Consider the following 23,376-nt stretch of genomic DNA (forward strand, 5'->3'; position numbering starts at 1 on the left):
GGTTACTCTCCAGCCTGCGCCGCCGGGACGGGTTCCACCTCGACGCCGGGGCGGATCTTTTGCAGGCCCTGAACCACCACGGTTTCGCCCTGCGTCAGCCCGTCCAGCACAACAATGCCGGTGCCCTGCACATCCCCGGTCGCGATATAGCGCTGCTGCACCTGGTTCTGGCCATCGACAACCAGCACAAACGGGCCTTGCTGGTCGCGCTGGATTGCGGCCTGGCTGATGATGATCCGGTCTACCGCCTCTTGCGACTGCAAGCCAACGGTCAGGAAAGCGCCGTCCAGGATCAGCCGGTGATCATTTTCGAATTTCGCCCGCACGGTGACGGCGCCGGTGTCGGGGTCGACCCGGTTGCCGGCAAAGGCGATCCGGCCTTTTTCCTCTAGCTCTTCGCCATTGGGAAGCACAACGAACACTTCCGGGGCGGTTTCGGTATCCGCCCGGTCGCGGCCGTTGGCTTCAAGCTCCTGCAGGATCTCGACAAATTGCTTCTCGTTCAGCGAGAAGGAGACATAAACCGGCGCTTCCCGCACGATGTTGACCAGGGGCGAGCCGCCGGGGCTCACGACATCGCCGATGCTGACTTGGACCCGGCCGAGGCGGCCTGAGAACGGCGCGCTGACTTCCGTGTAGCTCAGGTCCAGTTCCGCCTGCCGGATCGCTGCCTTGGCGGCCCGCACCTGGGCCTCGGCCACCAGCTCATTGGCGCGCGCGGTGTCACGGTCCGCCTCCGGCACAGAGCCGCGTTCGAACAGTTCCTGTTTGCGGGCCAGATCCAGCGATGCCAGTTCCAGGTTGGCCTCCGCCTGCGCCAGTTCCGCGCTGCGGCTTTCCAGCACCGCCTCATAGGCGCTGCGCTCGATGCGGAACAGCACATCGCCCCGCTCCACCTCGGCGCCGTCTTCCACCAGCACCTCTTCCAGATAGCCGCTGACACGGGCCATGATGTCGGCCTTGTCAATCGCCTCGCCCCGGCCGATGAATGTCGCGGTGTCCTTGATCTGCTTGACGACAGCCTGCGCAACGGACACCTTCGGCGCCGCGCCTTGCTGGGCGGGTGCAGGCCCTGCAAACATCAGCCCTGCCGCTGCAACCATCGCAAGACTGGTTCCACCAGACAGGCCTGCAGTCCAAAATCGTGCCATGCTGTGCCCTTTCGAGTATTGGAAATGTTTAGGAATGATTGCAGCAACGGCTGTGACAGCCGCTTCTGCGGTAACGAAATTTCCTCCATTCAATAATTTGCTAACCTTAACCGCAAGAGCCGTTGTGCGTCTTATGCGTTTCTCTTGCTGCCGGGGCCGGGCAACTGCCCCGTTATTCCCCCAGCGCGCGGTTTAATCACCGCAAGGCGGGAACCGCAGGCAGCGGCCAGGGGTTATCACCACGGGAGCCCTGCGGACAGGCCGCCGGGCGGGCATGCATCGATAGCTGCCGCCGCGCCGCTATCTGATCCCGCAGATGCCGGCAGGCCAGGATGCCAGGAGGATACCATGCGTTGGAGAGGTCGCCGCGGAAGCAGTAACATTGAAGACCGGCGGGGCCGGGGTTTCACCGGCAGAACCGCCGGGATCGGCGGCGCGGGGGCAATACTGATTATCGTTGTCGGCGCCTTCCTGGGGGTGGACCTGACGCCGCTGCTGCAAGGCACGGCACCGCAAAGCAGCCAATCTGCGCCGGTCACCGAGGCCGACCAGGCCGCAGCCGAATTCGTCAGCGTCGCCCTGGCCGATACCGAAGACGTCTGGACCACGATTTTCAACCAGCAGCTGGGACGGGCCTATGACCCTGCGGTTCTGGTGCTTTACAAGGGCGTGACGCAATCACCCTGCGGCGGAGCCTCTGGCGCAACCGGCCCGTTCTATTGCCCGCTCGATGAGAAGGTCTATCTCGACACCGCATTTTTCACCACGCTCAGCCAGCGGCTGGGCGCCAGCGGCGATTTCGCAGCCGCCTATGTGGTGGCGCATGAGGTTGCCCATCATGTTCAGAATGAACTTGGCATCCTGGGCCAGACCCAGCGCATCCGCGCCCAGGTCAGCGAGGTCGAGTCCAACGCAATTTCTGTGCGCACCGAACTGCAGGCCGATTGCTTCTCCGGCATCTGGGCCCGCTATGCCCGGGATCAGCTGGGCACGCTGGAGCCCGGCGACATCAGCGAAGCGATGAATGCTGCCAAACAGATCGGTGATGACACGCTGCAGCGCAACGCGGGCCAGGTGCCGCAGCCGCACACCTTCTCGCACGGCACCAGCGCCCAGCGGCAGGCCTGGTTTGCGCGCGGGTATGAGACCGGGGACATCAGCACCTGCGACACCTTCTCGACCAATTCGCTCTGACCCTGCGGCTGCGGGTTCATTGAATTCTGCTGGTGTTGGTGGTTGTCTAACCCCACAGGCGGCGCTAGGCCGGAGCCGGAAACCGGATCGATTCCGGCGCCGCGTCCATCGCCGCCGGACTAGGGAGACAGCCAGATGAAAGTTGACGGTACGCATTACCGGTCCCTTTGGTGGGATCATGACAAGGACGCGCTGCAGATCATTGATCAGCGCTGGCTGCCGCATGATTTCCGCGTCCAGCAGGTCAGCACTCTGCAGGAGTTTGCCGACGCGATTGTCGAAATGCGGGTGCGCGGCGCGCCGCTCATTGGCGCCACCGCCGCATACGGGATGGCGCTGGCGATGCGGCTGGACCCCTCGGATGCCGCGATGGATCAGGCCTGGAGCTTTCTGAACGCAACCCGCCCCACCGCCATCAACCTGCGCTGGGCGCTGGACCGCTGCCGCAACCACCTGCGCCCGCTGGCCGAAGGCGAGCGGGCCGCGGCGGCCCTGGCGCTGGCCCACGAGATCGCGGATGAGGATGTGGAAATCAACCGCAGCATCGGCGCGCATGGCCTGGAGCTGATCAAACAAATCGCTGCCGGCAAGCCGGAGGGCGAGCCGGTCCGTCTGCTGACCCATTGCAACGCCGGCTGGATTGCCACTGTCGACTGGGGCACCGCCACCAGCCCGATGTACCAGGCCCATGACGCCGGCATTCCGATCCACGTCTGGGTCGATGAGACCCGCCCGCGCAATCAGGGCGCACTAACCTCGTGGGAGCTGGGCAGCCACGGGATCAGCCACAGCTATATCACCGACAACGCCGGCGGCCATCTGATGCAGCACGGCCAGGTCGATCTGGTGATCACCGGCACCGACCGCACCACCCGCCGCGGCGACGTCTGCAACAAGATCGGCACCTACCTCAAGGCGTTGGCGGCCAAGGACAACGGCGTGCCCTTCTATGTCGCCCTGCCCTCGCCGACGATTGACTGGACCGTCTCCGACGGCGTTGCAGAAATCCCGATCGAGGAACGCAGCGCGCGCGAGATAACCCACGTCCAGGGCAAGACGGAGAGCGGCAGCATCGGTGTGGTTCAGGTCACGCCCGATGGCACCCCCGGCGGCAACCCGGCCTTTGACGTGACACCCAACCGGCTGGTGACAGGCCTGATCACTGAACGCGGCATCTGCGACGCCAGCGAAGACGGCCTGGCCGGCCTGTTCCCGGATATGGCCGCCGCCAAATCCGCATGACCGGGGCGTCTCAGGTGAAACCTCCCTACCAGGACAGCACCTCTTTGCGGCAGGCGGTGATCGGTGCCTGCCTGGAGATGAATGCCGCTGGCATCAACCAGGGCACATCCGGCAATATATCCGTCCGTGCGGGGGATCACATGCTGATCACCCCCTCCGGCGTGCCGTATGACCAGATGGCGCCAGAGATGCTGGTGAAGATGCCGCTCGACGGAAGCGCCGCTCCGGCGGGCCAGCTGAAACCCTCTACGGAGTGGCCGTTTCACCTGGCGGTCCTGCAGGCCAAACCCGCCGTCAACGCCGTCGTCCATGCACACCCGGTCTATTGCAGCGCGCTGGCGATGAACCGCCAGGCGATCCCCGCCTGCCACTATATGGTGGCGGCCTTTGGCGGCAGCGACGTTCCGGTGGCGGACTACGCCCTGTTCGGCAGCCGCCAGTTGTCGGAAAATATCACCCGCGCTTTGCAGACCCGCAGTGCCTGCCTGATGGCCAACCATGGCGCGGTTACCACGGGAGAAAGCCTTCCCCGTGCCCTCTGGCGGATGGTCGAGCTTGAAACACTGGCAAAGGGTTACGCGGCCAGTCTCACCTTGGGAAAACCGCATATCCTGAGCGAGGATGAGATGGCGGAAGTGATCGCGGCCTTTGCGGATTACGGCCTGAAGGACAGCCGCTGATTTTGGAGGTTTTAAAGTGCAGCCGGGGGAAACCGCCCGCGGCAGGCTGGTCTTGCCGCATCAGCCTGTCAGGCTTAAAATCCTGCGCATCTGTTTGATATGTCGCGGAAATCTGTGGTGCCCAAGGAGAGACTCGAACTCTCACGATGTTGCCATCGGGGGATTTTGAATCCCCTGCGTCTACCATTCCGCCACTTGGGCCACGCCCTGTTCCTAGCCAAGGCTGCCGCCAAGGTCCAGAGGCAAATCGGCCCCTCTGCGCCGAAAACGCACCCCGTTGCAAAATCATCCGCAGCAAAGGTTGACGGAGGCCGGCGCACGTGCCACCTCCCTTGGCAAACGCCGTTGAGGACGCAGGGCGCAGCATGCTGAAACCGCTATATGACCGGACAATGGCCTTGGCCGATCACCCAAAGGCGCTCTGGTGTCTGGCCGCCGTGGCTTTCGTCGAAAGCTCGGTGTTTCCGATTCCCCCGGACGTTCTGATGATCCCGATGATCCTGGCCCGCCCGTCGCGCGCCTGGCTGGTTGCTCTGGTGGCTTTGGTGGCCTCTGTCACGGGCGGCATGCTTGGCTATGCCATCGGCGCCTTCTTTTACGACAGCATTGGCCAGCCGGTGCTGGAGGCGATGGGCAAGGGCGATTCCATGGCGGAGTTCAACGCCCGCTTTAACGACTTCGGCTTCTGGGCGGTTCTGGGCGCCGGGATCACGCCGTTCCCCTACAAGGTGATCACCATCATGTCGGGTTGGACGGGTATGCCGCTCGGTACTTTCATTGCCACCTCTATCCTTGCGCGCGCATTGCGTTTTTTCGTTGTCGCAGGTCTGCTGTGGCAGTTCGGGGCTCCGGTCCGCAACTTCATTGAACGCCGCCTGGGGCTGGTCTTCTCGGCTTTTATGGTTGTCCTGTTCGGCGGCTTCCTGATGGTGAGGTTCATCTGATCATGCACCGTTTATTGATCGTTATCGCCGCCCTGGGCTCCGCCGCGCTGCTGCTCGGGGCGCTGGGGTTTCAGTACATTGCCGACATGCCCCCTTGCAAACTGTGCTACTGGCAGCGCTACCCGCATGCGGCGGCGGTCGGGATCGGCGTTCTGGCGCTGATCATTCCCGGTGCGGTGCTGCCGTATCTGGGAGCGCTTGCGGCGCTGTCCACTGCCGGGGTTGGGGCGTATCATACCGGTGTTGAGCGCGGCTGGTGGGAAGGCCCCTCCACCTGCACGTCCGGACCGGTCGGCGGACTGTCGCCCGATCAGCTGATGGAGCAGATCATGTCCGCACCGCTGGTGCGTTGTGACGAGGTGCCGTGGGAGCTGTTTTCCCTTTCCATGGCCAGCTGGAACGCAATCGCCTCCCTTGGCCTGGCGCTGGTCTGGATTGCTGCCGCCAACCATGCCCGCAAGCAGGGTTAACCTGCTGGCAAGCTGAGATCCGGCCGCTAACCCTTTGACACTTTTGGCGGTCTTTTGGGATCAGGTGTCCTTCTTGGTGGCCAGCAGGAGATTGGTTTCACTGCTCACCACCCCTTCGAAGGTGCGGATCTTGGCCAGCGCTGCATCCAGCGTTTCCAAGGTTTCAGTGCCGAGTTCCACAATCAGATCCCAGCGGCCATTAGTCGTGTGAATCGCCCGCACTTCCGGCAGCCCCTGCAGCTGCCGGGTGATCCGGCTGGTGCCGCGGCCCTCGATCCCGATCATCATCAGACCGCGCACCGGATCGCGCAGCACATCCTCCTTCAGCACCACCGTGAACCCCAGAATGTCGCCGCGGGCCTGCAGCCGCTCGATCCTGGCCCGCACCGTTGTCCGCGACAGGTTCAATTCCAGCGCCAGATCTGACAGCGACGCCCGCGCATTGTGGCGCAACGCAGAGATCAGACGCTCATCCGTTTTGTCCATATCCCACCTCAATTCGAACAATCAGCAACCATTATGGGCAAAATGCAGACTGGCTTCCAACACATTTCGGAAGCTAATTGGAAGAAAGCTGACTTTTTGAGAGACCATAACCGTGACCTCGCAACATTGCATTCTGATTGGAGCCCCGGTCGACAGCGGCAAGCGCCGTGCCGGCTGCCTGATGGGCCCGGACGCCTACCGGACCGCCGGAATCGCCGCTGCCCTGGAAAGCCTTGGGCACACGGTCGAAGATCTTGGCAACCTGGCGCCGGAGGCCCATGCCGCCGACACCAATGACGGCCTCGTCTATGCCCGCAACGAAACCATCGGCTGGACCTCGCGCCTGGCCCAAGCCGCCGAGGACGCGCTGGAATGCGGCCTGCCGGTGTTCCTGGGCGGCGATCACTCGCTGTCGCTCGGATCCGTGGCCGGCGCCGCAAACTTTGCCGCCAAGGCAGGCCGCCCGCTGTTTGTCCTGTGGCTGGACGCGCATACCGACTTCCACACGCCGGAAACCTCGGACAGCGGCAACCTGCACGGCACCCCGGTCGGATATTTCACTGGGCGCAGGGGTTTCGACGGCTTTCCTGAAGTTCTGAACCCGGTGCCGGAGGAAAATGTCTGCATGATCGGCCTGCGGTCTGTGGACACCCAGGAACGGCTTGCGCTGGAAGACAGCGCCATCCGCACCCATGACATGCGCCATATTGATGAAAACGGCATCGCCGGACCGCTGAACCGGTTTCTGGATCATGTCGCCGAGGCCAATGGCATGCTGCACGTCTCGCTCGACGTGGATTTTCTGGATCCCTCCGTCGCCCCGGCTGTCGGCACCACCGTTCCCGGCGGCGCCACCGTGCGCGAGGCCCATCTGGTCTGCGAAATTCTGCATGATTCCGGCCTGATGACCTCGCTGGATCTGGTCGAGCTGAACCCGTTCCTGGATGAGCGCGGCCGCACGGCGCATCTGATGGTGGACCTCTGCGCCTCTGCCCTGGGCCGCCGCGTGTTCGACCGCCCGACCCGGAGCTATCAGTGAGCAGCCTGCAAGCCCCCTCCGCGGTGGTGATGATCCGGCCGCATCACTTCTGCTCCAACCCTGAAACCAAAGGCGATAACGCCTTTCAAACTCTGGCAAACACCTCGGCCACGGCGACGGCGGCGCAAGCGCTGGCGGAATTCGACGGCGCCGTCGAAGCCCTGCGCGGCGCGGGCGTTACGGTGCATGTGTTTGACGACACAGGCACCGAAACCCCGGACAGCGTGTTTCCCAACAATTGGTTTTCGACCCATGCCGGCGGCCATGTCGCGGTCTATCCGATGTTTGCGAAAAACCGGCGCAAGGAACGGCGCTGGGATGTGATTGAGCTGCTGAAGCAGGACTACCGGGTGCAGGATGTTATCGACTACTCCGGTCTTGAGCAGGACGGGCTGTCGCTGGAAGGCACCGGCGCCATGGTGCTGGACCACATCGGCCGCATTGCCTATACCGTGAAATCCAACCGAGCAGATCCGGTACTTCTGGAACGCTTCTGCACCCATTTCAACTTTGAACCCATGGTGTTCGAAGCCAAAGATGAAGCGGGCCGCGACGTGTATCACACCAATGTGCTGATGGGGATCGGCACCGAATACGCGCTAATCTGCCTGGATATGATCGTTAACCCTTCGCGCCGCGCTGAGGTCGCCGCGCGGCTGGAGGAAACCGGCCGCCGGGTGATTGACCTCACGCCCGGCCAGATCGCCAGTTTTGCGGGCAACGCCCTGGAGCTTACCGGCCGCAAGCGGCTTCTGGCGCTCTCCGCCACGGCGCTGGCGGCGCTGCGCCCCGATCAGATTTCGGTCATCGAGCAGAGCGCAGAGCTGCTGCCGCTGACCATTCCCACCATCGAAACCGCAGGCGGGTCGGTGCGCTGCATGCTGGCAGGCATCCACCTCAGCCCCCGTGAAAGGAAAACCGCATGACACAGCCTTCGGACAAGGCACTGGTGCCTTTTGTCAGCGTCGACAACATGATGCGCCTCATTCATCACGTCGGAATCGAGCAGATGATGCGCGATCTGGCAGAGTATGTGGAAGAAGACTTCAAGCGCTGGGAGCTGTTTGACAAGACCCCGCGCGTCGCCAGCCATTCCGACGTCGGGGTGATCGAACTGATGCCGACCTCCGATGGCGAGGCTTATGGCTTCAAATACGTGAACGGCCACCCCAAGAACACCTCTGAAGGGCTGCAAACCGTCACGGCCTTTGGGCTGCTGGCGGATGTTTACACCGGCTATCCGGTGCTGCTGACGGAGATGACCATTCTGACCGCGCTGCGCACCGCCGCCACCTCAGCAATGGCCGCCAAGTATCTGGCGCCCAAAGGATCAGCCACGATGGCCATGATCGGCAACGGGGCCCAGTCCGAATTCCAGACGCTGGCGATGAAGGCGATCATCGGCCTGAAGTCCGTGCGCCTCTATGACAAGGACCCGGCGGCAACCGAAAAATGCGCCCGCAATCTGCAGGGAATGGGCCTAGAGGTTGTCTCCTGCAAGACGCCGGAAGAAGCGATCGAAGGCGCGCAGATCCTCACCACCTGCACCGCGGACAAGCAGTATGCGACCATCCTGACCGACAATATGGTCGGCAGCGGCGTCCACATCAATGCGATCGGCGGCGACTGCCCCGGCAAGACCGAACTGGCGCCCGGCATCCTCAGCCGCTCCGACGTCTTTGTCGAATACCCGCCGCAAACCCGGATCGAGGGCGAAATCCAGCAGATGCCGGAAGACTTCGCCGTGACCGAATTGTGGGAAGTGATCGCAGGCAAGAAACCGGGCCGCACCGGCGACCGCCAGATCACGCTGTTCGACAGCGTCGGCTTTGCCATCGAGGATTTCTCGGCGCTGCGGTATATCCGCGACCGCATCAAGGGCACCGATTATTTCATCGATCTCGACATGCTTGCTGACCCGGACGATCCGCGCGATCTGTTCGGAATGCTTCAGCGCGCCAAACCCTGACAGGCCGCACCCTCACACCCTGCAAAGGCGGCCCGCTGAACTGAGGCCGCCGGCACTTCCGGCCTCCTTGCCTGTTTGCCGCAGCCAGCGGCATCTGCCGGCACTGCTCATGGGGATCTGAACAGCTGCCTCACCTAAAGCAGACACTCAGGCAACGAGGCCGGACCCCTTGTCCCGGAACGTTGAGCTGTTTCGCTTAAGCATCCAGCTCGGTATCCCAGTACAGGAAGTCCATCCAGCTTTCATGCAGGTGGTTTGGCGGGAACTTGCGCCCGGTGTTGCGCAGCTCCTCCGCCCCTGGCCGCCGCGGCGGCTTGCGCAGCGACATGCCGGCCCGGTGCAGCGACTTGGACCCTTTCCTAAGATTGCAGGGGCTGCACGCCGCGACCACATTTTCCCAGCTGGTCACCCCTCCGGACGCGCGCGGCACCACGTGGTCAAAGGTGAGATCGCCCTTGCTGCCGCAGTACTGGCAGCGGAATTCGTCCCGCAAAAACAAATTAAAGCGCGTGAAGGCCACGCGCTTTTGAGGTTTTACATAGTCTTTCAGAACCACGACGGACGGTATTCGGATCTCGGTACTCGGACTGTGCACCACCTCGTCATATTCGGCCACGATGGCGACCCGGTCCAGCCAGGCGGCCTTGACCGCGTCCTGCCAGGTCCACAAAGACAAAGGGTAATAAGAGAGCGGCCGGTAATCCGCGTTCAGCACCAGCGCCGGGTGCTGCTTCAGCGCGCCCGGAGATCTGACAAACTCTGCTCTGAAATCGCCATCCATTGTTGAACGTCTTCCTCGCCCTGATCTTCCGTGTTGCGGAACCAGAGCGGGGAACCCGCCCCAGCCTGACTTTGACTATATATCGTGGTTAGCGCCTGACAAGCCCTGATGACCCACAATATGTCGGGAGCAATCTGCGCTGATTCCGTGACAGCACCGTGACACTTATCCACAGGGGTCCGGCCCTGGCCCACTTGCCCTGCGGCCGCCGCCCGCCTATTGCCGTGCCATGACCCGTCTGATCCGTTTCAACAAACCCTATGATGTTCTGCCCCAGTTCACCGACAGCGGCAGCCAAGACAGCCCGCGGGCGACGCTGAGCAAGTATATCGACTGCCCGGGTGTCTATGCGGCCGGCCGCCTGGACCGCGACAGCGAGGGGCTCATGCTGCTGACTGATAACGGCCGTTTGCAGGCCTGGATCACCGACCCCAAACACAAGATGGACAAGACCTATTGGGTGCAGGTGGAGGGTATCCCGGACCCCGACGCCCTGAAAAACCTGGCGGAAGGTGTTGAACTGAAAGACGGAATAACCAGGCCCGCCAAGGTTCGGCTGATCCCGGAGCCGCCGGGCCTGTGGGCGCGCACCCCGCCGGTGCGGGTGCGCAAGACGGTTCCCGACAGCTGGATCGCGCTGACCCTCCGCGAGGGCCGCAACCGGCAGGTGCGCCGGATGACAGCTGCGGTTGGGCATCCGACGCTGCGCCTGATCCGCTACAGCATCGGTGCCTGGACCCTGGACGGGCTGGCGCAGGGCGCTTGGGAGGACGTGGAGGCGCCGCGTGTTCCCGGCCCGCCGAAGCCTTCGCAAAAGCCGCCCCGCAGACCCAAGCCATCCGCGGCGAGGCCGCCAAAAGGTGACAGGCCCCGCCGCCGCTGATAGCCTTTCAGCCATGCTGCCGCACGCCCCCGCCCCCGACGCCATTCTCGAAGCCTCGCTCTATGTCGGCGACCTCGACACAGCCGAAGCGTTCTATGGCGAAATCCTGGGGCTGGAGCGTATCCAGCGGGTTGCCAACCGGCATGTCTTTTACCGCTGCGGCACGTCAGTTCTGCTGCTGTTCAACGCTGAAGAAACGGTAAAACCACCGGGAAACCCGCGTCTGCCGGTACCGCCGCATGGTGCCCGCGGTCCGGGGCATGTGTGCTTTGCCCAGCCAAGAGAAAGGCTGCTTCTCATGCGCGCGCGGCTCCTGGCGGCAGGCATCGCGATTGAGGCGGAGTTCGACTGGCCAAGCGGCGCCCGGTCCATCTATTTCCGCGATCCGGCCGGCAATTCACTGGAAATCGCCGAACCGAACCTGTGGGCAACCTGACCTCCCGAAGCGCCGGAAGGTCAGACTTGTCAATGGGTTAAAGCCCGAGCTTGTCGCGCATGAACGCCAGTGCCACGCTCAGCCCGTCCGGCGCGATGCCATGGGCGGTGCCTTTCTGGATATGGGCAAAGACGTCCTGGAAGCCCGCCTCCTGCAGCGCTTCTGCGGCCTCGGGCAGCGACTGCACGGGCACCACGTCATCCTGATCGCCATGCACCAGCAGCACCGGCATCCTCGAGACGGCTTCATCTTTCAGCAGTTCCGGCTCCAGAAGCCGGCCGGAGAATGCGACGATCCCCGCCACTGCGTCTTCCCGGCGGGGTGCCACATGCAGGCTCATCATGGTGCCCTGGCTGAACCCGAACAGCACGACCTGTTCCGGCAGCACATCCTCGTCCACCATCAGCGCATCCAGAAAGGCGTTCAGGTCTTCGATCGCGGACTGCATTCCGCGCATGCTCTCCTCCTCCGAGGAGCCGTCGATCCAGGGAATCGGAAACCACTGGAACCCAAAGGGCGCGCCGGCGCAGGCCTCAGGCGCATCGGGGGCCACAAACAGCGTATCCGGCAGATGCTCCCCCAGAGGATCGGCCAGCCCCAGCAGGTCGGCCCCGTTGGCGCCATACCCATGCAGGAACACAACAATCGAGCGGATTTCGCCGGAAACCGGCTCCTTGCGGCCGGCAGTCAATACACGAGTCATCGGATCCCTTCCCTGTCCTTCGCCAACCGGTAATAGGCCCAGAGAATGCGCGCCGCAACCGACCGCCACGGCGACCAGGCTTCGGCCAGGTGCCGCATCTCCCGTTCCTTGGGGCGGGCGGGCAGATCAAACAGCACCCGGGCTGCCTCCTGCAAGGCCAGATCACCATGGGCAAACACATCCGCCCGGCCCAGCGAAAACATCGCATAAATCTCTGCCGTCCACTGGCCAATCCCGGGGACCTGGACCAGCGTGGCAATCACCTCTGCATCAGGGGCGCTGCGCAAGGCTTTGTAATCAATGCGCGCCTCCGCCAGTGCCCGGGCATACCGGATTTTCTGGCGGCTGAGGCCGGCGGCGCGCAAATCGTCATCCGCGGCCCAAAGAATCTGGCGCGGCCCGGTGAGCTTTGGCTCTTTCATCCGCGTCCAGATCGCATTGGCCGAGGCCACGCTGACCTGCTGGCTGACAATCGCGCTCAGCAGTTCCGCAAAGCCGTCCGGCCTGCGCCTGAGCGGAAGCGCGCCAGTCAGTTCCAGCGCATGGGCAAACCGGCTGTCCTGCGCCGCCAGCCAGTCCGCGCCTTCGGACACGCAGGCATCATACTGGATGATCCGGCCCGCGCCCGGATGGAAGGTTTGTATTTCTGACGCCACGTCACCCCCTGATTGGCGGCCGTTGAAAGAAAGCGTGAACGCCAATCCATTTCCGCTGGCTTGCCCATCGACATATTCACAGTTACGCATCCCATATGACCATGAGCATGACCACCCCCAGCGACACCGTCGCCAAGAAAAACGTCGCCATCCTGGTGCTGGCGCAGGCGATCCTTGGCTCGCAGATGCCGATGATCTTCACCATCGGCGGCCTTGCGGGGCAGTCGCTGGCCTCGAACCCCTGCTTTGCGACACTGCCGATTTCCCTGATTGTCGGCGGCTCGATGCTGGCCGCGACGCCGATTTCGGCAATCATGCAGCGCTGGGGCCGCCGGGCGGGGTTCTTCACCGGCGCAGCCTTTGGCGCTATTGGCGGGCTGGTCGGCGCCTACGGACTGTACCTCGGGTCTTTCCCGATCTTCCTGCTCGGCAGCCTGCTGACCGGCGTTTACATGAGCGCGCACGGGTTCTACCGGTTTGCCGCAGCCGATACCGCCTCCGATGCCTTCCGGCCCAAGGCGATTTCTTACGTGATGGCGGGCGGTCTGGCCGCGGCCATCATCGGCCCTCAGCTCGTCAAGGCCACCAGCCAGGCCTTTGTCATTCCGTTTCTTGGCACCTATCTGGCAGTGATTGCGGTCAACGTTCTGGGCGCCGCGCTGTTCCTGTTCCTCGATATCCCGAAACCGCCCGTGCCCTCTGCGGACAGCCCCAAGGGCCGCAGCCGGATGGAGCTTCTGAAGACCCCGGTGATCGCGGTGGCGGTGATCTGCGCGATGGTCTCCTATGCGCTGATGAACTTGGTGATGACCTCGACACCGCTGGCCGTGGTCGGCTGCGGCTTCACTGAGGGCAACGCCGCGGACGTGGTCACCTGGCATGTGCTGGCGATGTATGTGCCGTCCTTCTTTACAGGCCACCTGATTGCCCGTTTCGGCGTAGAGAAAATCGTCTCCGCCGGTCTGGTGATCCTCGCAGGCGCCGGTGCCGTCGCGCTGCAAGGTGTTGAGCTGGAAAATTTCTTCATTGCGCTAGTGCTCTTGGGTATCGGCTGGAACTTCGGCTTCATCGGCGCCACCACCATGCTGGCCGGCGCCCATGAAAGCTATGAGCGCGGCCGGATGCAGGGGCTTAACGACCTGCTGGTCTTTGGCGGTGTCACTATGGCCTCGCTGGCGTCTGGCGGGCTGATGAACTGCTCGGGCGGCAGCCCGGTGGATGGCTGGAACGCGGTAAACATGGCCATGGCCCCCTTCCTGGTGCTGGCAGGCGGCGCATTGATGTGGCTGGTCCTGCGGCCCAAAGAAGCCTGACAACGTATCCCGAAAACCGAAAAAGGCGCCCCGGGAGGCGCCTTTTTCTTTGGATCCGGTCTTTTCTACCAGCGCCCCAGGGCGGTGCGCCACATCAAGCCGGCCCTGCGCCGGAACTCGCTCTGCCCAAGCGCGCCCTGAGCGACCCGTTCCGGCTGCCGGATCGCCTGTTTCAGCAGGCCCTCCGCCTGCCAGCCCGCCAGCAGCGCAGCGCCCGACTGTTTCGAAACCTTCGCGCCACCCATGCGGGATTTGCATATCTTTTCCAATCCCTTACGCGCCAAAGCTTGCACGCCTTCAAGGGTGCCGTCCAGCAGCGGGATCCGCTTCTGGGCCTCCAGCTGCGGAATCGCACGCAGCCAATTGGCGACACCGGCGCCATAGGCAAAATCACGCACCACCGCCTCATCCGCCTGCCCCAGAGACGCCGCCGCCATCCACATCAGCGACCCGCTGGTGCGGTCAATATAGCTGTCAAAGGCGGCCTGATCCTCGAACGGGTCCTTGTAGATGTCCCAGCGCCGCGCCTCTGCCATACCGTCGATACAGGCCGCCAAGTCCGGCTTCAGACACCGCGCCAGCGGGGTCGTAACGTAGTGCCGCCGGACGGGCTTGCCATCCGCGATCTCCGCTCCGACGTCGCGCCACCATTGCACCCGCATTTCGGCAATCATGCTTTCCTGGCTGGCCCAGGGCGCCCGGGCCAGCTCGATGTTAAACGCATAAAGCGCAAACAGCAGCGGCCGCGCCTGGACCGGTGCGGCCATGGCGGCCAAGAACCGGTCCGGATCGCTTTTCTGCACCAGCTCCGCGCAGGCCGTCAGGTCGGCGTCAAACTGCATCCGCCTGCCCGGCCGTGCAGTCATGCGCCAGCTTCCAGCGGATGGCGTCCAGCAGCGCCTCGAACGAGGCGTCGATGATGTTCGGGCTAACGCCCACCGTGGACCACCGGCGGCCCTGGCTGTCCTCGCTGTCGATGATGACGCGGGTCACAGCTTCGGTGCCGCCCTGGGTGATCCGCACCTTGAAGTCGACTAGCCGCATGTCCTCCAGCTGTGCCGAGTAGCGCCCCAGGTCCTTGATCAAGGCCTTGGCCAGCGCGTTCACCGGGCCGCGGTCGCTGCCGGTTTCGTCCAGCGATTCACTCACGGACAGGCGTTTTTCGCCATCAACCTTGACCACCACAACCGCTTCGGACAGGCTGACCATCCGGTTGTACTTGTTCTTGCGCCGCTCGACCGTGACCTTGTAGCGCTTTACCTCAAAGAAGTCCGGCAACTGGTTCAGCTCTGCGCGCGCCAGCAGCTCGAACGAGGCCTGCGCGGTATCGTAGGAATAGCCTTCCGCCTCGCGCTCCTTGATCCGCTCCAGGATCCGCGCCAGCGCCGGGTTGCCCTTTTCAACGATCAGGCCAGCGTCGGTCAGCCGCTTACGCAGGTTCGACTGCCCGGCCTGGTTCGACATCGGGATCACCCGCGCGTTGCCGACCTTGCCCGGCTCGATATGCTCATAGGTCGACGGATCCTTGAGGATCGCGCTGGCATGCAGCCCCGCCTTGTGGGCAAAGGCCGACGCCCCCACATAGGCTGCCTGCCGCACCGGAACCCGGTTCAGGATATCATCCAGCATCCGGCTGATCCGGGTGAGGCCAGCAAGCGCCTTCAGGCTCACGCCGGTGTCGAACTTACTGGCATAGGGCTCCTTCAGCAGCAGCGTCGGGATCAGCGCGGTCAGGTTGGCATTGCCGCAGCGTTCGCCCAGGCCGTTTAAGGTGCCCTGGATCTGCCGCGCCCCGGCGTCCACCGCGGCCAATGAGCACGCCACCGCATTTTCCGTGTCGTTATGGGTATGTATGCCCAGTTTCTCACCCGGAATTCCGGCTCCTACAACCTCTGTGACGATGCGGCTCACCTCGGCCGGCAGCGCACCGCCATTGGTGTCGCACAGCACCACCCAGCGCGCCCCGGCCTCCAGCGCGGCCCGGCACGCCGCCAGCGCATAGTCCGGGTTATCCTTGTAGCCATCGAAGAAATGCTCAGCGTCAAACAGGGCCTCGCGCCCTTGCGCCACGATATGGGCCACTGAGGCCCGGATGTTGCTGAGGTTCTCCTCCAGCGTGATCCCCAGCGCGTGGGTCACGTGGTAGTCGTGGCTTTTGCCGACCAGACAGACCGCAGGGGTGCCGGCATTCATCACCGCTGCCAGCACATCGTCGTTCTCCGCCGACCGCCCGGCCCGCTTGGTCATGCCGAAGGCGGTTATCGTGGCGCGGGTTTCCGGCGCTTCGCCGAAAAACGCGCTGTCGGTCGGGTTCGCGCCCGGCCAGCCGCCTTCGATATAGTCGACACCCAGCTTGTCCAGTGCCTGCGCGATTTGCTTCTTTTCCGCGGTGGAGAATTGAACGCCCTGGGTCTGCTGCCCGTCGCGCAGCGTGGTGTCGTAAAGATAGAGCCGTTCCCTGGCCATCAAAGCGCCTCCAGCTTGGCGGGGTCAAACCCTGCACCCGGCACCAATTCAACGCCGGTCTTGCTCATCCGCACTTCAAGCCCTGCCTCAACATAGGCCGCCTTCAACCTATCAACCTCAGAAAAGTCCTTGCTTTCCATAGCCTTCTGGCGCGTCTCAAACAGCTTCTCCGCAAAGGCCGACAGGTCAATCGAGGGTGAGGACGCCCAGGCGCCCAGTTCATCGGTCAACAGTCCCAGCATCTGTGCCGAGGCCAGCAGGCCCGCCGCATCGCCGGCCGCTGCCAGCTTGTGCAGCTCTGCAATGGCGCCCGCGGAATTGAGGTCATCCGCCAGCGCCTCCAGGACCGCGGCAGCAGCGCTGGACGCGGGTTCGATGCCCGCGGTCAGCGCCCGCCACTTGCGCAGCGTCGCCTCGGCCTCCTTGGCCTTCCTGTCAGTCCAGTCCATCGGCTTGCGGTAGTGGGTCTGCAGGAACACCAGCCGGATCACCTCGCCCGGGTAGCCCTGGTCGAGCAGATCCCGCACGGTGAAGAAGTTGCCCAGGGATTTGGACATTTTCTTGCCTTCCACCTGCAGCATCTCGTTGTGCAGCCAGAACCGTGCAAAGTCACCCTCCGGATGGGCGCAGCAGCTTTGCGCAATTTCATTCTCATGGTGCGGGAACATCAGGTCGTTGCCGCCGCCGTGAATGTCAAAGGTCTCGCCCAGCAGTTCATAGGACATCGCCGAGCATTCGATGTGCCAGCCCGGCCGGCCGCGGCCCCAGGGGCTGTCCCAGCCCGGCAGGTCATCGGTGGAGGGCTTCCACAGCACAAAATCCATCGGGTTCTTCTTGTAGGGCGCAACCTCGACCCGGGCGCCGGCGATCATGTCATCGACGGACCGGCCTGACAGACTTCCGTAGCGGTCCTTCCAGCTGTCGACGGCGAACAGCACATGGCCTTCCGCGGCATAGGCGTGACCCTTGGCGATCAGATCCTCGATCATCGCCACCATCTGCGGGATGTACTCCGTTGCCCGCGGCATGTGGCTGGGCTCCAGCGCGCCAAGTTCGCCCATGTCGTCCAGGAACCATTGGGTGGTTTCCGCGGTAATGGCGCCGATAGGGCGGCCGCTTTCGGCGGCGCGGGCGTTGATCTTGTCGTCAACGTCGGTGAAGTTTCGGGCGTAAGTCACGTGATCCGCGCCATAAACCTCGCGCAGCAACCGGTAAAGCACATCAAAGACCACCACCGGCCGGGCATTTCCCAGATGCGCCCGGTCATACACCGTGGGGCCGCAGACATACATCCGCACGTTGCTGGCGTCGATCGGCTCAAAAACCTCTTTCTTGCGGGTCTTTGTGTTGTGCAGCTTGATCACTGTGTCCTTGGTTCCCATGCCCGTTCCTTTCCCATGCCCAGCTCATGATGGCCGGCATCACCCTTTGCGCGCAGCGCGGGCTTAGCAAGTTGTCAGGGAAATGAAAACGACAGAAACCAGCCCGCTGATATGTCAGCAGGTAATGCAGCAAATGATGGTGGCGCATTTCTGGTTCATGAAAGCTGCTTAGCACGGGCCGCCGGCCCCGCCAAGTCTTTTGCCTCAGACGGCAAAGGCCGCCCCGTCTGCCTTGGGTACAGACCGGGCGGCCAGCGGCGCGGCGGAAAAGCATCGCCGCGCCAGCGTGTGCGTCAGATTAGAACTTGAACGACGCGCGCAGCGAAACCGAGGTGGCATCCGCGCCAACGCCGGAGTTGCCGAAATCGTCGAATTCATGCTCCAGCACTTCGCCGCCGATCTGCCACTGGTCGGTGACCTGATAGGCCAGGCCGACGCCGTAGAACTCACCGGTTTCGCTGCCCAGCGAGCTGTCAGCCTCAGCCACACCGCCGGTGACATAAGCGAGGACGTTGCCGAAGTCGTAACCGGCTTTCACCTTGGCACGTGCGACCGAGTCAACGGTTGCGCCGCCGCCCAGATCGACGTCGGTGGTATCATAATCCAGTTCGCCACCCAGGACGAAACGGCCGAAGTCATAGTTGTAGCCTGCGTGGACACCATAAGCGGCATCATCACCCGAGGCTCCGTTGGTTGCGTCCACATCCAGCTGGCCGATCTGGCCACCCAGGTAGAAACCGGTCCAGTCGCCGCCATCATTGGCCACTGGCACGGGGGCCGGTGCCGGCGCGGGTTCCACCACCGGTTCACTGATGTTGCCGGCAAACGCTGCACTGCCCATTACGGCTGCGATGGCTGTCATAGCTACGAAACGAGTCATTCAGACTTCTCCTTTTGCAGTCCCGGCGCAGGTTGTGCGCCGTTGGAGCTTACAAAAGGACTCCGCACCCGAACTTCCAGTGCCTCCGGCTCACGTTCTCTTGAATTGGCAATGACTGGCCGAAATTCCCTTGCCGCGTGCGCTTTTCCGCCGGCGGCGGCGAACGGAATTTCACTAAGCCATTGAAATTAACCTGCGCGCACCTAGCGGCGGTCTGGCGCGGTTTACCCGGCTTTTGGCCATTCTGAGCGGCGGCGCGCGTCAGAACCGGAAGGCTGCGCTTACAGACAGCGTCTCGCCGCGCGGGCGGCCGCTGCCGTCCCTGGGCCCCGCTTCGTGATGCAGCACTTCGCCTCGCAGCTGCAGCGCCCGGTTGAGAGAAACGCGCATCCCCAAGCCGAACAGCGTTCCCTGCCGCCTGCCCCCGGAGCCTTCGGCCTGCACCCCGCCAAGGGTGACAACACCTGTCGCCGGTCCGAAGTCGTAGCCGGCATGCAGGCGCAGCTGGTGCGTTTCTTCCGCTTGAACGGCCCGTGTCAAAATGCCGGAGCGGTTGGACGAAACCGTGCCGCCCAGGATTAAGCTGCCGAATTCATGAAGGAAGGCCAGCTGAAACGCCTGCGGCTCCGCGGCGCCTGTGCCAGTTCCTATGCCGGATACGGCACGAATTTGGTTGCTGAACAGCGGCCGGGCCCACTCTTCCGCCGACCCCGGCTGGCCAACAGCCAGCGCCAGCGTAAGGCCCGCTGCAAAGGCCTGAGAGAGTGCGGTTTTCCTAACCTTCGGCATGTCGCTTTGCCTTCTCGAAATGCGCCGTTTCAGCGCGCCGTCCCCGGAACCTCCAGTATCGCCATTAATGCTTAATATTCGGTTCCCAAGCGCATCCTGCCAACATCCGCCTGCCCCGCATAGCGTCAAAAATCGAAGGCACACCATTAAAAGTAGAAACATTTACTTAAAGCTGCCGCTTCAAGGATCCGCAGAGGCCGCCTCCGCACCCGGTGAAATTCATGTCGCTTTTTTCACCCTGGTCGCTAACAGGCTAGAAACCCCGCCCAGGACTGGCACTCTGCGGCAAAACAGGGGGAGACTGCATGCAGGGTGAACGCTGCCTTGTCAGCCTGATCTGCCGCACCATCGGGGCGGCGCGCGGGCGTGCGGCCAGAGGGCGGCCGAGCTGAGCCGGAAGTCACGCAATTCCTGCTCACCCACCTGAAAGGCTCCCATTCATGAACGACCAAGCCTCCTCCACCCGCGCCAGCCGCAGCGGCGGGCGCAACGCGCGCCGTGCAGCCCGGGCTGCCGCATTGCCGGATCATCTGCGCCCCGTGCGCCCAGGGATGGAAAGCACCGCCCTCAAACTGCTCAGCCAGCGGGACATGGAGCAGATCCACCAAACTGCGCTGACCGCGCTGGAAGAAATCGGCCTCGCCGACGCCCCGCAAAGCGGCATCAGCTACCTGACCGCAGCGGGCTGCACCCTGGGCGGCGACGGCCGCATCCGCTTCCCCCGCGCGCTGGTCGAGGACACGATAGCAAAGGCAAACCGGTCCATCACCCTTTGCAGCCGGGACGGCAAGTCCGACCTGCAGCTGTCCGGCGGCCGCGTCCATTACGGAACCGCGGGCGCCGCGGTCAGCATGGTGGACGTGCATGGCAAGACCTACCGCGATTCCACCGTGCAGGACCTGCACGACGCCGCGCGCATCTGCGACCAGCTCGACAACATCCACTTTGTGCAGCGCCCGATGGTGTGCCGGGACATTGCCGACAACTGCGAGATGGATCTGAACTCGATCTATGCGACCACTGCGGGGACCACCAAACATGTGGGCGTTTCGTTTACCGAACCCGATTTCGTGAAACCCGGGCTGGAGCTGCTGCACATGATTGCCGGCGGCGAAGACAAGTGGCGCGAACGCCCCTTTGTGTCGAACTCCAACTGCTTCGTGGTTCCGCCGATGAAATTCGCCACGGAATCCTGCCAGGTGATGGAGGAATGCATCAAGGGCGGCATGCCGGTGCTGCTGCTGTCGGCCGGCATGGCAGGCGCTACCGCCCCCTCGAGCATTGCCGGCGCAATCGCGCAGGCGGTGGCGGAATGCCTTGCCGGACTGGTTTACGTAAACGCCGTAACGCCCGGCGCTCCCGCGATTTTTGGCACTTGGCCCTTTGGCCTGGATCTGCGGACCGGGGCAATGTCCGTCGGCTCCGGCGAACAGGCCCTGCTGAGCGCGGGCTGCGCCCAGATGCACAAGTTCTATGACCTGCCCGGCGGAGCCGCCGCGGGGGCCTCGGATTCTAAACTGCCGGACATGCAGGCAGGATGGGAGCAGATGTGTTCTGCCGTGATGGCAGGCCTGTCTGGCCTCAATATGGTGTATGAGGCCGCGGGCATGCATGCCTCGCTGCTGGGCTTCTGTCATGAATCGCTGATCCTGGATAACGACCTGCTGGGCCAGGCGCAGCGCTGCGTGCGCGGCATCGAAGTGAACGAGGAAACCTTGGCCCTGGACCAGATGCGCGCGACCTGCCTGGGCGGGCCCGGACACTATCTGGGCACCGATCAGACGCTCAGCCGGATGCAGATGGACTATGTCTATCCGGACTTGGGCGACCGGACCTCGCCCAAGGAATGGGCGGAGCGCGACAAGCCCGACCTGATCGAGAAGGCGATTGCCAAAAAGGAGAAGATCCTGTCTGAGCGCGCCGCCGCCCGGTTCGACGCCGCCACCGACATGGCAATCCGCGCGAAATTCAACATCCACCTGCCGGCATAACCGCCAGTACCGCTTGCAAACGGGCCGGATATTCCGGCCCGTTTTTTTGTGCCGGCCTGTCCGCAACGGTCCGCACCCGCAGCTTGCCGGATAACCTCGCTGGCGATTTCGCCCGCCCCCTCCCGCTTCGCCGGGCGCATCATCAGAAACTCATCAGGCCTCGCATTATCGGCTTTTACAGCCTGACAATCCGTGATAACCTTTTGTTAAAAGGCTGATATTTGCAATGAGACGTGAGGTCTGGCGGGCTCGGCCTTGCAAGTTTTCCAGTGCAATTGCGCAATTTGAAATTGCGTTTTTGCAAAGCGCACCACGCGAACTGCACGAAACTGCTTCGGACACCTTGAAGAACGCAAGACTCCTGCGCCAGACAGGCGCGAAAATGTTAGCCCGAAAAAACGCAAGGCAAGGGGCGGATTCAGCCGGCGGGGCCAGAACTGCTGCAGTGTCAATCCCAGGACTTTAACCAAGAAATCTGCCGCAAGGCCAAAAGGCCTTAATCCATGGGGCAGTCACCGGTGTTGTAGTAAGATTTTTGGATCCGATAGCCCGGCAGCTGACCCGTCAAACCAGGCCACTAACCTTTGCGAAAATCACCGGGCAGACCGGGATTGCAAGTTTGCAAGACTGGAATGCAAAAACGCAGCGCGAGACGGTTCCCCGCGCTGCGTTTGATCTTCAGAAGAAGGCCTGCAAACCGGTCTGGGCGCGGCCTAGGATCAGGGCGTGAACGTCGTGGGTGCCCTCATAGGTGTTCACGGTTTCCAGATTCACCATGTGGCGGATCACGTTGAACTCCAGGCTGATGCCATTGCCGCCGTGCATGTCGCGGGCCATACGGGCAATCTCCAGCGCCTTGCCGCAGTTGTTGCGCTTGACGATCGAGATCATCTCCGGCGCCGCATTGGCCTCATCCATCAGCCGCCCGACCCGCAGGGACGCTTGCAAACCCAGGGTGATTTCGGTCTGCATGTTGGCGAGCTTCAGCTGGAACAGCTGGGTGTTGGCGAGCGGCCGGCCGAATTGGGTCCGGTCCAGCCCGTACTGGCGCGCCGCGTGCCAGCACGCCTCTGCCGCGCCCATGGCGCCCCAGCTGATGCCGTAACGGGCCCGGTTCAAACAGCCAAAAGGCCCTTTAAGCCCTTGAACATGCGGCAAAATCGCGTCTTCGCCAACTTCCACCCCGTCCATTACGATCTCGCCGGTGATCGACGCGCGCAAGGAGGCCTTGTTTTGGATCTTCGGCGCACTCAGGCCCTTCAGGCCCTTGTCCAGCACGAAGCCGCGGATTTTGCCGCCATGAGCTTCGGATTTGGCCCAGACCACAAAAACATCTGCAATCGGCGCGTTGGAGATCCACATCTTGGATCCGGTCAGACGGTAGCCGCTTTCGGTTTTTTCGGCCCGGGTCTTCATGCTGGCAGGGTCGGAGCCGGCATCCGGCTCGGTCAGGCCAAAGCAGCCGATCCATTCACCAGAGGCAAGTTTTGGCAGGTATTTCTGGCGCTGCTCCTCGCTGCCGTATGCGTAGATGGGATACATCACCAGCGAGCTTTGCACCGACATCATAGACCGGTAACCGCTGTCGACGCGCTCCACCTCGCGCGCGACCAGGCCATAGGATACATAGCCGCCGCCAAGGCCGCCGTATTCTTCCGGAATCGTGGTGCCCAGCAGGCCCATCTCGCCCATCTCGCGGAAGATTTCCGGATCTGTTTCCTCGTTTTCATAAGCACTTAGCACGCGCGGCTGAAGCTTCTCCTGAGCGTAGGCGCGGGCCGAAGCGGAGATCATCCGTTCATCTTCGGTCAGCTGGTCCTCCAGCCGCAGCGGGTCCTCCCAGTTGAAACGGCCCAGATCCGGGGCGTCTTTGGCGCGCAGCGCGGGTTTTTCGGTCATCTTGTCACCTCAATGGTTCGCG

The 23,376-nt window shown here is 63.2% G+C and carries 23 protein-coding genes and 1 tRNA gene; 12 read left to right on the top strand and 12 right to left on the bottom strand.

The features are described 5' to 3' along the window. Window positions 1-2: 2 nt before the first annotated feature. Complete coding sequence (locus B2P87_RS14310) at window positions 3-1,151, bottom strand: efflux RND transporter periplasmic adaptor subunit (RefSeq protein ID WP_244940806.1); 1,149 nt, start codon at window positions 1,149-1,151, stop codon at window positions 3-5. Between the two features lie 348 nt (window positions 1,152-1,499). Between B2P87_RS14310 and ypfJ the strand changes: the two genes are divergently transcribed. From ypfJ to B2P87_RS14325, 3 genes are all read left to right on the top strand, one after another. Then, window positions 1,500-2,345 (top strand): KPN_02809 family neutral zinc metallopeptidase, encoded by an 846-nt coding sequence (gene ypfJ / locus B2P87_RS14315; protein WP_141890339.1) that lies wholly within the window; start codon window positions 1,500-1,502, stop codon window positions 2,343-2,345. 135 nt (window positions 2,346-2,480) lie between these two features. Then, window positions 2,481-3,587 (top strand): S-methyl-5-thioribose-1-phosphate isomerase, encoded by a 1,107-nt coding sequence (gene mtnA, locus B2P87_RS14320; protein WP_141890338.1) that lies wholly within the window; start codon window positions 2,481-2,483, stop codon window positions 3,585-3,587. A gap of 14 nt (window positions 3,588-3,601) precedes the next feature. After that, on the top strand, window positions 3,602-4,267 hold the full coding sequence (locus B2P87_RS14325) for a class II aldolase/adducin family protein (RefSeq protein WP_141890337.1): 666 nt from the start codon (window positions 3,602-3,604) through the stop codon (window positions 4,265-4,267). 115 nt (window positions 4,268-4,382) lie between these two features. On the opposite strand, the gene B2P87_RS14330 is transcribed toward B2P87_RS14325, so the two are convergent. After that, a tRNA-Leu gene (locus B2P87_RS14330) sits at window positions 4,383-4,468 on the bottom strand. A 164-nt stretch (window positions 4,469-4,632) separates the two neighbouring features. Between B2P87_RS14330 and B2P87_RS14335 the strand changes: the two genes are divergently transcribed. Both B2P87_RS14335 and B2P87_RS14340 read left to right on the top strand, forming a co-directional pair. Further along, a complete protein-coding gene (locus B2P87_RS14335; RefSeq protein WP_141890336.1) occupies window positions 4,633-5,211 on the top strand; it encodes a YqaA family protein in 579 nt (192 codons plus the stop codon). Window positions 5,212-5,213: 2 nt separating this feature from the next. Then, window positions 5,214-5,681 carry a disulfide bond formation protein B gene (locus tag B2P87_RS14340; protein WP_141890335.1) on the top strand — a complete coding sequence of 156 codons (468 nt, stop codon included), beginning with the start codon at window positions 5,214-5,216 and terminating at the stop codon, window positions 5,679-5,681. Window positions 5,682-5,741: 60 nt separating this feature from the next. Here the strand turns inward: B2P87_RS14340 and B2P87_RS14345 are convergent, their stop codons facing one another. Continuing rightward, complete coding sequence (locus tag B2P87_RS14345; protein WP_058286910.1) at window positions 5,742-6,167, bottom strand: Lrp/AsnC family transcriptional regulator; 426 nt, start codon at window positions 6,165-6,167, stop codon at window positions 5,742-5,744. Between the two features lie 112 nt (window positions 6,168-6,279). Here B2P87_RS14345 and rocF point away from each other — a divergent pair, with 112 nt between their 5' ends. The 3 genes from rocF to B2P87_RS14360 are packed head-to-tail and all read left to right on the top strand — an operon-like array spanning window position 6,280 to window position 9,175. Further along, window positions 6,280-7,206 (top strand): arginase, encoded by a 927-nt coding sequence (rocF, locus tag B2P87_RS14350; RefSeq protein ID WP_141890334.1) that lies wholly within the window; start codon window positions 6,280-6,282, stop codon window positions 7,204-7,206. Beyond that, window positions 7,203-8,132 (top strand): citrulline utilization hydrolase CtlX, encoded by a 930-nt coding sequence (ctlX, locus tag B2P87_RS14355; protein WP_141890333.1) that lies wholly within the window; start codon window positions 7,203-7,205, stop codon window positions 8,130-8,132. The genes rocF and ctlX overlap by 4 nt, the downstream gene beginning before the upstream one ends. Next, on the top strand, window positions 8,129-9,175 hold the full coding sequence (locus B2P87_RS14360; protein WP_141890332.1) for an ornithine cyclodeaminase: 1,047 nt from the start codon (window positions 8,129-8,131) through the stop codon (window positions 9,173-9,175). The genes ctlX and B2P87_RS14360 overlap by 4 nt, the downstream gene beginning before the upstream one ends. A 196-nt stretch (window positions 9,176-9,371) precedes the next feature. Here B2P87_RS14360 and B2P87_RS14365 read toward each other — a convergent pair whose 3' ends face one another. After that, window positions 9,372-9,956, bottom strand: a complete 585-nt coding sequence (locus B2P87_RS14365) for an HNH endonuclease (RefSeq protein ID WP_008557943.1) — start codon at window positions 9,954-9,956, stop codon at window positions 9,372-9,374. A 229-nt stretch (window positions 9,957-10,185) separates the two neighbouring features. On the opposite strand from B2P87_RS14365, the gene B2P87_RS14370 reads away from it, so the two are divergent. Together B2P87_RS14370 and B2P87_RS14375 are read left to right on the top strand one after the other, a co-directional pair. After that, window positions 10,186-10,839, top strand: a complete 654-nt coding sequence (locus B2P87_RS14370) for a pseudouridine synthase (RefSeq protein ID WP_141890331.1) — start codon at window positions 10,186-10,188, stop codon at window positions 10,837-10,839. Window positions 10,840-10,852: 13 nt separating this feature from the next. Further along, window positions 10,853-11,275 (top strand): VOC family protein, encoded by a 423-nt coding sequence (locus B2P87_RS14375; RefSeq protein ID WP_141890330.1) that lies wholly within the window; start codon window positions 10,853-10,855, stop codon window positions 11,273-11,275. Between the two features lie 37 nt (window positions 11,276-11,312). On the opposite strand, the gene B2P87_RS14380 is transcribed toward B2P87_RS14375, so the two are convergent. Further along, entirely contained in the window at window positions 11,313-11,978 is a 666-nt protein-coding gene (locus tag B2P87_RS14380; RefSeq protein ID WP_058286905.1) for an alpha/beta hydrolase, read from the bottom strand. Next, a complete protein-coding gene (locus tag B2P87_RS14385) occupies window positions 11,975-12,634 on the bottom strand; it encodes a DNA-3-methyladenine glycosylase family protein (protein ID WP_244940805.1) in 660 nt (219 codons plus the stop codon). Before B2P87_RS14385 ends, B2P87_RS14380 begins: the two co-directional genes overlap by 4 nt. Window positions 12,635-12,729: 95 nt before the next feature. Between B2P87_RS14385 and B2P87_RS14390 the strand changes: the two genes are divergently transcribed. Beyond that, entirely contained in the window at window positions 12,730-13,947 is a 1,218-nt protein-coding gene (locus tag B2P87_RS14390) for an MFS transporter (protein ID WP_141890328.1), read from the top strand. 65 nt (window positions 13,948-14,012) lie between these two features. On the opposite strand, the gene B2P87_RS14395 is transcribed toward B2P87_RS14390, so the two are convergent. The 5 genes from B2P87_RS14395 to B2P87_RS14415 form a co-directional block, all read right to left on the bottom strand. Then, window positions 14,013-14,789, bottom strand: coding sequence for a squalene/phytoene synthase family protein (locus B2P87_RS14395; protein WP_141892070.1), 777 nt, complete (start codon window positions 14,787-14,789; stop codon window positions 14,013-14,015). Further along, the gene (cimA, locus tag B2P87_RS14400; protein WP_141890327.1) at window positions 14,779-16,413 is read right to left on the bottom strand and encodes a citramalate synthase; all 1,635 of its coding nucleotides are present in this window, start codon (window positions 16,411-16,413) and stop codon (window positions 14,779-14,781) included. Before cimA ends, B2P87_RS14395 begins: the two co-directional genes overlap by 11 nt. Further along, window positions 16,413-17,795, bottom strand: a complete 1,383-nt coding sequence (gene cysS / locus B2P87_RS14405) for a cysteine--tRNA ligase (protein ID WP_141890326.1) — start codon at window positions 17,793-17,795, stop codon at window positions 16,413-16,415. The genes cimA and cysS overlap by 1 nt, the downstream gene beginning before the upstream one ends. Window positions 17,796-18,093: 298 nt before the next feature. Beyond that, window positions 18,094-18,675, bottom strand: coding sequence for an outer membrane protein (locus B2P87_RS14410; protein WP_058286899.1), 582 nt, complete (start codon window positions 18,673-18,675; stop codon window positions 18,094-18,096). Between the two features lie 261 nt (window positions 18,676-18,936). Next, window positions 18,937-19,464 (bottom strand): hypothetical protein, encoded by a 528-nt coding sequence (locus B2P87_RS14415; protein WP_141890325.1) that lies wholly within the window; start codon window positions 19,462-19,464, stop codon window positions 18,937-18,939. Window positions 19,465-19,904: 440 nt separating this feature from the next. Between B2P87_RS14415 and B2P87_RS14420 the strand changes: the two genes are divergently transcribed. Beyond that, a complete protein-coding gene (locus B2P87_RS14420) occupies window positions 19,905-21,455 on the top strand; it encodes a trimethylamine methyltransferase family protein (protein ID WP_058286897.1) in 1,551 nt (516 codons plus the stop codon). Between the two features lie 678 nt (window positions 21,456-22,133). Here B2P87_RS14420 and B2P87_RS14425 read toward each other — a convergent pair. Continuing rightward, the gene (locus tag B2P87_RS14425) at window positions 22,134-23,354 is read right to left on the bottom strand and encodes an acyl-CoA dehydrogenase (protein ID WP_141890324.1); all 1,221 of its coding nucleotides are present in this window, start codon (window positions 23,352-23,354) and stop codon (window positions 22,134-22,136) included. Between the last annotated feature and the right edge of the window lie 22 nt (window positions 23,355-23,376).

This window comes from Leisingera sp. UBA4491 (assembly GCF_002388965.1).
Taxonomy (GTDB): Bacteria; Pseudomonadota; Alphaproteobacteria; order Rhodobacterales; family Rhodobacteraceae; genus Leisingera; species Leisingera aquaemixtae.